We start from the raw sequence: 8688 nt of genomic DNA, 5'->3' as shown, positions 1-8688 counted from the left end.
TTAAATTCTCTGGCCCATTGCAATACCATCTTTGGATCAAGCTCATGTTGTCTTGCTATAGCGGTCATGTTGCCGATTTCCTTCCCCTTGGCAACCACCATCTTCTTGAAATTTAGATCATACTGTTTCTTCTTCATTTCGTTCCCCTCCGCCTCAATATTATTGTATCGGAGTAAGGGGTGTACTGTCCAAGTTCAAATAGGGGCTAAATAGATACGACTATGTCCATTGGTTTAACCAGCATCGAATTCATGGAACTTTAGGCTACATGACGCCTTGCAACCCTTAAAAAAATTGTCTGATTTACTGTTGACAATCCAGTTATACTTTATGTATTTCAATAATATTCCTACTTAAACTAGCAAGGGAACTTGCATCAAATGTTTTTTTGCTTTCTGTATCATGTGGCCAAAGCCTAATAAAGCTATAAACATTTAAAAGTACTTTTTCAAATAACCCCTCTGCATAAAGAATTCTAGGTGTAAAGTATACTTTTGGGTTTCAATTCGTGAAACTTGCCTTGCAATTCCAGCCAGTTTCTTTAAGTCGCTTGCTCTCTCTTTAGGTTTTATCATCTATGTTCAGTGCATCCCTTTCTTATAACTTTCTTGTATTTACGAACCTTTAGTCTCTTAAACGAACAAAAGTAGTGACCAAACGCGGTTAGCAGTTTAGGGTTGTCTCGTTGAATAAGTTTCCTTGGTACTGAATAGACTTCTTTCGAACTTTGTGAAAGTCAGGAAAATAATATTAAACGAACACACCATGTTTCAAATAGTCTTTTATAGCATGTTTTCATTATACTATTAATTGGTAAAACATTACGATTATTAAATACACTTTGAAACAAAAAACTTCAACCAAAACTATGGTAGAAGCTTCTGAAAATTGATTCTTATGCACATCCCATCAATGGCATGTGCATAAGAATCATCAAACGTTAACTATACCTAATAGATAAGAAAATAGGCTTATTCCATGTGTAGCATTTGGCTAGGCTTTAATCGTACTAGCAGATAAGTCAATTTCTCAGCGATTCACCCCGGACTGCATAATAAATGAAGTCATTGTATAAATCCCAGAGGCATGTTGTATCCCGGCGATCAGCTCATCCGCCAAATTGTCCGTAATAAGCTTGACATTAAGCTTCGTCGACATCGATTAAGAACACCCGCTCCTGAAAGCCGCCCCGTGCCTCGGCTTTGTCTGCCCGCAGCTTGTCCAGCTCTGCCACATCCGCCCCATGTACTTCTGCCAGCGCCCGGATGACTTCCAGCATATCCGCAAGTTCTTCCAGCGCGTCCTTATCTTTCGCCGCTTTAAAATATTCCTCTGCTTCTTCACGAAGCTTCGTTCTCAGCTCTTGCTTATATTCCTCCGGGTCCAAAATGCGCGTGTGGCATTCCTTGCCCTGAGACGTAATGATGTGCGGAATCCGGTCCCTCACCAGCTTGTTGTATGTAGGCATATAAAATAACACCCTTTCTGTTGTGGAGCCTTTAGGCCGCAGCCAACATCTCCCTTTTTTCCATTATATCATTCGTGAGAAAAGGTTGGGTGTTATTAACATATGATTTAACTGAGCATTTTGCATAAATCCCAAGAGCGATTTCAAATCAGCAATATATAGATCAAAACGGTCTAGTTTGTCTATATATTGTACTTCTAAGCGTTGGGAATCGAATTATGCAAAATGCTGAACTACTTCATGGACTGATTTTCTTTAAAAATAGATTGATACCGCTCAGCAGGATCAGCTACAATTCGCCGAGATAAACGTACTAAAATATGGTCCGTTCTAAAAAGCAGCCTATCGACCTCCTCCAGCTTCATTGGCTTGTTATGTGCATGATCCTCTGCGGAAATAAGGTAATGCACTGTACTGATAAACAGCACCATATCCAAACTCGGCTCAGCATCCGTGTGGATTAAAGTTGGCAGATCGGTTATAGATAGGCTAATAGATGATAGAATGATTTGATTTCGATGAACATAAACGGCCTTAGCCATAGAAAACATCGCCCGGTCACAAAGAATGAGGCAGTTGTGAAATTGATGATAATCACGCATGATCTGTGCAAGCTTTATCTGATATTGGGCCAGCTTTTGAAAATCCATCATGCAATTCAATATGTTGGGGTCGCTATGATTAGGCTGTATGGAATCTGGATCACTATGTAGGTGGTTGCTTAAGGAGTAATTTTTCACGGGGAGTCAACTCCTGAATTTTAATTTAATGAACAGTGAGGGCATCGTAGTACCAATAAGGAACGATTACAATGTACAAATTTCTAGCTATCGGACAAGCTTTATAATAAATATTACTATATAGTAGTTTTTAATTCAATTTACTTATTAACAGTTATTAATTAGAAGTAACTCTTTCTCTACACTTCTAACTAGAAGATTTTGCAAAAATCCAATAAGCGACTTCCAATAAATAATATATAGATTGAAATGGTCTAGTTCGTCTATATATTGCACTTTGGAGCGACTGGAATTGAATTTTGTGAAATCCTTACTGTAGAGAGGTGTAAACATGTCTGAAATTTTAGATTTAGTCGGTACACGCATTCGGGATATTCGGAAGTCCAAAGGGCTTTCCCAAGAAGCTTTAGCCGAAAAAGCAGGATTCAATTCGAGTTATATTGGTTTTATTGAACGCGCAGAGAGAAATATATCTTTAAAAAATCTGGAGAAAATAGCGGAGGCATTGAACGTGGGCGTTTATCAGTTGCTTACATATGTAAAGGAAAATGATGAGCTTGCCGAAGAAGATTCGAGTATAAAAACCATTTTGACTCTGCTAAGAACTCGTGAATCCAAAGATACTGAGCTGGCATTGAAGATTCTTACGGACATATTTATAAGAATTGATGAACGGTGAAAAATAAAAGGAACTGCACTTTGCAGTTCCTCCCATTCCAATCCCCTACGACAATGCCAGCATTGCTTTCATATCTTCCTCCGCTGTAGTAATCAGCTTCAAGCCAAACATCTCCACCAGTATATCCAGTACGCCAGAAGAAATAAACTCGGGCGGCTTCGGCCCGATGCGGATATCCTGAATGCCAAGGCTGAACAAGCCTAGCAGGATCGCCACCGCCTTTTGCTCAAACCAGGACAACACGATGCTGACTGGCAGCTCGTTCACTGTACAACCGAAAGCATCTGCTAACGCCAGAGCGATTTTCACCGTAGAGCCGGAATTGTTACATTGCCCCAGATCAATATAACGTGGAATCCCCGTGTCCCCTACGGTGCCATAGTCCACGTCATTAAAGCGGAATTTCCCGCAGGACGTGGTTAAAATAACTGTATCGTTCGGCAAGGAAGTGGCCAACTCTCGGTAATAGTTGCCGCCTTTACCTGGTGCGTCGCAGCCTGCAATGACGAAGAAACGACGGATATGTCCATCTTTAACCGCCTGAATAATCTCGGGAGCGAGTCCGATAACCGTCTCGTGATGATATCCCGTCGTAAGCACCTGCTCAGATTCTACATCTGCGGGTGGCAGCGCCAACGCGCACTCGATCAACGGTGAAAAGTCGTCTTCCGTAATCTTGGCGACACCCTCCAGCCCGGCTACTTCATAAGAGAAGAAGCGGTCTGCATATGTGCCTTTAATCGGCATCACACAGTTCGTCGTGGCGAGAATCGCGCCCGGGAATTCCTCAAACAGTCTGCGCTGATCGTACCAGGCTTTGCCGATATTGCCTTTCAGATGTGCATATTTCTTCAACGCTGGATAACCGTGGGCTGGCAGCATTTCCGAGTGGGTATAGATATTAATGCCTTTACCCTCCGTTTGCCGCAGCAACTCCTCCAGTGCATACAGATTATGTCCTGTCACTACGATACATTGACCTTCAATTTTATTCTGGCTGACGGTAATCGGCTGCGGAATGCCAAAACGATCCGTATGCGCGCGATCCAGCACATCCATAATCCGTACGGCTGCATTTCCGACCTTCATCGCCATGTCCAAATGCTCTTGTACATTAAAGTTAGAATTGGTTAAGGTCATATATAACGCTTCATGCGTGATACGATCCACCTCTGGATCGCTATAGCCCAACTGACGAGCATGTGTCGCATAGGCCGCAATACCTTTTAACGCAAAAATCATCGTATCCTGCAAGCTCGCTATCGTTTCATTCTTGCCGCACACCCCAACTACGGTACACCCGCCACTCGGCGTCTGTTCACACTGATAACAAAACATATCGTTTTCCTCCAAATATTGATAGATATTTGTTCGTTATCCACAGCGTAACAGACCCCCCAACGCGCAGGTGTGATTACACACACATTTTTTAGCACAGTTCATTATGAGACAGTGTGGGACAAATTCCGCATTCCAATAATTCCTACTCCAACGTATTTTCTTTAATTCCACCGCCTTTTCGGTACTGAACAGGGGACACGCCCATGGTCTTTTTAAAAGCGGTGCTAAAATAATGCTGGCTGTCGTATCCGGTACGCTCTGCTATATCGTAGATGGACAACGTCGTGGAGTCGAGCAGTTGCACTGCTTTGCGGATACGGGCGCGCGTGACGAGGGTCACGAAGCTATCGTTTAGCTCCTTTTTGAGCACACGGCTGAGATACACGGCGGATACCTGTAAACGTGAGGCGAGGGATTCCAGTGTCAGTTCCCTGTCTGCGAAGCCTTCCTGAATAAGCTGTCGCGCCCGACGCACGAGTGGAGATAGCTGCGATTCGCTGTATACACGATCACGGCACACTTGGAACGCATCAACCGCGCCTTCCAAGCCCCCGGCGTTTCGCTCCACATGCGTATGAACCGCTATATTCAGGTAGCGCCCGATAGCCTGCTCCATCGTTGCGCCGAGGGCTTCGGGTGCCTCCTGCCACAGACATAGGCCTATCAGCCCGTTTGCATCGCGGAACAACACATGCGGCAGGCCATCCAGCAACTCGCCAATGATATTTTCAGCGGCAAAAAGAAACAGTTGGCGGTCATTCTCACGCATAATCGTCTGCCGCGCCTCTGCCGCAGGCCACCGTACAACGCCGATCTGAACGGGTGGCCGAGATGGAAGACGTAAAAACGCCAGTTGTTCCATCACGTCTTTTCCCGTGTTCTGTCCTTCCAGCCATTCCAGGCAAAAGCGCTGGCGCAGCAGCGGAATATTCCGCTCAATCTGTCCGGCGGCCTGTTCTACATAGGCAGCACGCTTGCGCTCTTCTTCCAGCCGCTGAACGAGTCGCGACAGTGCAGCGTGAAGCTGCCCTGCATCTACCGGCTTCAATATATAATCCTCCACGCCAAGTCGGACAGCCTCCTGCGCATAAGCAAATTCATCATGACCGGAAATGATCAGACAACGACATTCCAGGCGTTCTTCCCGCAGCCGTCGAATTAGCTCAATGCCGTCCATGAACGGCATATTCATATCGACCAGCAAAATATCGACGCCAAGCCGTACCGCCAGCTCCAGCGCTTCTTCGCCATCCTCCGCCTCACCCGCAACCTCCATGCCGAGAGCCGCCCAGTCTACGCAATCTCGTATGCCCTCTCGAATGATCGGCTCATCATCTGCGATCAGCACCTGATAACGTTTTTTTGTGTACCGTTTTGCCGTCATCGTTGTCACTTCTGTTATGGCCTTGTCCGTCAGACTCGTCGTTGTCGAGGTGCCGGTGGTCTGTGATCTCGTCATCCTGATCTGCTCCTTTTTCATGAGACTTCTTCAACTGTGCCGTATCCCGCAGCAACGGATGAACAATCGTAACGCAGGTGCCTGCTCCTTCTTCACTGTCCAATACAATTCCATATTCCTCACCAAAAGATAGCCGTATACGCGCCTGTACATTCAGCATGCCATAGCTTCTGCCGTTCGCACTGGTAACGCTTGGCTTCTGTTGCCCTTCCATCGCCTCCAGCGGCGCTTCCAGCAAACCCTTCAGCTCCCGCAACCGTTCCACCGTCAGCCCTGCGCCATCATCACGTACCGTCAGCAGCAGCTTATTTCCCTCAATCCGCGCTTCTACCCCAATCGTGCCCGGACCACGTCTGGCCTTGATGCCGTGGTAAATGGCATTTTCCACCACAGGCTGAAGCATCAGCTTCAACACGAACAGCTCTCCTAGCTCCTCGGGTACGTTTAATTCCCAGCGGAGTCTGTCCCGATACCGGGTTTGCTGAATTTGCATATAGCTCGATATATGCTCAATTTCACTGCATAGCGGAATAAAGTCATCCCCCTTACTCAACCCGAGGCGAAACAATCTCGATAGCGCCCCTACCATGTCGGACACATCATCTCCTCCGTTTTTACGAGCCATCCAATGAATCGTATCCAAAGTATTGTATAAAAAGTGAGGCTTAATATGCTCCTGTAGGCTACGCAGCTCGGCATCCCGCTTCTGGCGCTCTCTTAGCTCACTAAGCGACATCAAACGGCGAATTTGCTCCAGCATCCGGTTGAAGCTCCTGCCAAGCATCCCGATTTCATCCCCACGGTCACTCCATTGGCGAACCGTAAGATCCCCTGTCTCTGCTGTCCGCATATAGGACATCAGCCGGAAAATCGGCTGCGCAATCGAACGCGACAGCCTTAAGGATGCCGTCAGCCCGAACAGACATACGATGAAGACAAAGGAGACGACGTAGAATTGAATTTGTCGTACTTCCAGTGTCGATTCCCTCGCCGGGAATACGCCCACCGTCCTCCAGCCCGTAAACTCGGAAGCCCGGAACATGAACAGTAATTCCCTTCCTCCGGCTTCACGGGTAAACATCCCGCTGTCACCTGTGCCGAACCATTCCGGGGGAATGCGCTCAATCAAAGGCATATCCGGCATATACACGCTACGTCCCTCCGCATCTGTCACCATTAGATACCCGGTTTTGCCCAAGGTTACATCTCTGGCGGCCTGCGATACGGCCCGTAGCTTGAGATCAATCATAATCACGCCTAGCACACGTCCAGTTTCCGAATCCGTCACCGACCGGACAACAGACACAATTTCACTGTCCTTGTACCGAACATGAGTGGTCACATTACGATGGCTCGGCTGTCCCAGCACGGTAAAAATACCTGCATGCTGAGCCGCCTGTTTATACCAGTCTTCTTCGGTCAGGCTGTGCGTGCTTCGAGCATACATTTCGTTACTAATATACTCGCCGCGTCCGTTCACGATCAGAATACCCGCGATTTCGGGATATAACGTGGTAAAACCCTGCAAAAATTGCTTCATCCCATACAGCGTATCCTGTTCCCGCTCGCCTTGCTGCTTCTCCTGCGTAACCGACTGCGCTACCTTACCCGTGTGACCGTCAGCCAGCGTCCGTCCTTGCCAAAACTCCCCGATATCCGGGTTAAATCCAATCAGATACGTCATATTCTGCAAATTTTCCATTTTGGTATCCAATGCTTCATTTACCTTGCCAATGAGCTGCATCGTATGGTTTTCCACCTGCCGCTCAATAATCCGTTCCACCGTCCAGTTGACCAGCAGACCTAGTCCCAGTGAAGGTACGATGCCAAAAAACAGGAATAACAACATAAGCTGATACCGCAAAGGCATATTGCGTAAGCGCAAACGCTGCATCCTTTGATCCATCCATGCGCGTATACGCTTCCATTGATCATCATTTCGCATAATAATCATCTACATTCGCCCGTGTAACAACGGATATTCCTGTGTCCACCCGAACGGGCAGCGGGGCATTGTCACCGGAGGAGGAAGGAGCCGGAATCGTCAAATGATGATGGAGATGGAACAGATATTGAAGCGACCAATAGCCCATATTCCACGTTCCCTGAGCAATGGTCGCCGAGATCGTACCTCCACGGATCATATCCAGGGTCGCTTTATTGGTATCAAAAGAAATGATTTTCAACGGACGACGGCTCTTTTGGCTCAACACTGCTTCACCGACACCTGTTCCTCCCGTCGCCTCGGTCACAAAAATTCCTGCCAGCTTCGGATACGCCTTCATCAGCCGCAGCGACTCATCCCGGGATACCATTGCGTCACCGCGTCCATCCGCCACTTCCACCACCTTCATGGCAGGATACTGCCGCTGAATGGTGTCACGAAAGCCACGGGAACGCTCCTCGTGATTTTGCTGACCGGGTAACGTCAGAACAGCTACTTCGCCTTCCCGTCCCAGCAGCTCCGCTATTTTATCCGCAGCGGTCACACCCGCCTTATAATTATCGGTTCCCAAAAAAGAATACGCCCGGCTCCCCGGTGCTCCTGCATCAAACAGCACCACAGGAATGCCCGCATCCAACGCCTTATTGATCGCCGGGATCAGTGAGTGCGGATCAATCGCAGAAATCGCAATCCCTGCGGGCTTCCGGGCAATCGCCTGCTCAATCACTGTCGTCTGCTCCTGCGCATCATAACGGGTAGCCCCCCGATACTCCACGGTCACGCCCATGGCATCCCCGGCATCCTCAAAGCCCTTAAGCCCGCTTTTCCAATACTCCAAACCGGACTGGAACGTAATCATGATATACGTTTCTCCGATGCTGCCGCGCAGTCCTTTTTCCTCCCAAGTGCCATTCAACGGCCCGGATTGTTCATACCTGAACACATAAAGCGCAAAGGCCGCAATCAGCAGCATATATACCAGTAGCGTTTTTTTCATTTTCCCACCTCTTCCGTGCGTATCCTCAAGTTGTGAATTCTGTGATTTTACTTAGATTG

Annotated in this window: 8 protein-coding genes and 1 pseudogene; 2 read left to right on the top strand and 7 right to left on the bottom strand. The window is 47.5% G+C overall.

The window, feature by feature from the left end; translation table 11 throughout:
- Positions 1–217 precede the first annotated feature (217 nt).
- Positions 218–289: pseudogene (locus ACWXW9_RS20000) on the top strand (IS3 family transposase); the annotation flags it as partial.
- A gap of 740 nt (positions 290–1029) precedes the next feature.
- Here ACWXW9_RS20000 and ACWXW9_RS19995 read toward each other — a convergent pair.
- The 3 genes from ACWXW9_RS19995 to ACWXW9_RS19985 all read right to left on the bottom strand — a co-directional run bounded on the left by ACWXW9_RS19995 (position 1030) and on the right by ACWXW9_RS19985 (position 2121).
- Positions 1030–1158, bottom strand: coding sequence for a hypothetical protein (locus ACWXW9_RS19995; RefSeq protein WP_494930840.1), 129 nt, complete (start codon positions 1156–1158; stop codon positions 1030–1032).
- Positions 1142–1468 carry a nucleoside triphosphate pyrophosphohydrolase gene (locus tag ACWXW9_RS19990; RefSeq protein ID WP_494930839.1) on the bottom strand — a complete coding sequence of 109 codons (327 nt, stop codon included), beginning with the start codon at positions 1466–1468 and terminating at the stop codon, positions 1142–1144. The genes ACWXW9_RS19995 and ACWXW9_RS19990 overlap by 17 nt, the downstream gene beginning before the upstream one ends.
- A gap of 233 nt (positions 1469–1701) precedes the next feature.
- Positions 1702–2121 (bottom strand): hypothetical protein, encoded by a 420-nt coding sequence (locus ACWXW9_RS19985; RefSeq protein ID WP_494930838.1) that lies wholly within the window; start codon positions 2119–2121, stop codon positions 1702–1704.
- Between the two features lie 418 nt (positions 2122–2539).
- Here ACWXW9_RS19985 and ACWXW9_RS19980 point away from each other — a divergent pair, with 418 nt between their 5' ends.
- Positions 2540–2887, top strand: coding sequence for a helix-turn-helix domain-containing protein (locus ACWXW9_RS19980; protein ID WP_494930837.1), 348 nt, complete (start codon positions 2540–2542; stop codon positions 2885–2887).
- 45 nt (positions 2888–2932) lie between these two features.
- On the opposite strand, the gene hcp is transcribed toward ACWXW9_RS19980, so the two are convergent.
- From hcp to ACWXW9_RS19960, 4 genes are all read right to left on the bottom strand, one after another.
- Positions 2933–4225, bottom strand: a complete 1293-nt coding sequence (gene hcp / locus ACWXW9_RS19975) for a hydroxylamine reductase (protein ID WP_494930836.1) — start codon at positions 4223–4225, stop codon at positions 2933–2935.
- A gap of 145 nt (positions 4226–4370) precedes the next feature.
- The gene (locus ACWXW9_RS19970) at positions 4371–5612 is read right to left on the bottom strand and encodes a response regulator (RefSeq protein WP_494930847.1); all 1242 of its coding nucleotides are present in this window, start codon (positions 5610–5612) and stop codon (positions 4371–4373) included.
- Complete coding sequence (locus ACWXW9_RS19965; protein ID WP_494930835.1) at positions 5560–7641, bottom strand: cache domain-containing sensor histidine kinase; 2082 nt, start codon at positions 7639–7641, stop codon at positions 5560–5562. Before ACWXW9_RS19965 ends, ACWXW9_RS19970 begins: the two co-directional genes overlap by 53 nt.
- A complete protein-coding gene (locus tag ACWXW9_RS19960) occupies positions 7622–8629 on the bottom strand; it encodes a substrate-binding domain-containing protein (protein ID WP_494930834.1) in 1008 nt (335 codons plus the stop codon). Before ACWXW9_RS19960 ends, ACWXW9_RS19965 begins: the two co-directional genes overlap by 20 nt.
- Between the last annotated feature and the right edge of the window lie 59 nt (positions 8630–8688).

It is taken from the genome of Paenibacillus sp. LT-B23, assembly GCF_059417685.1.
This window is presented reverse-complemented; position numbering and strand designations above follow the sequence as displayed.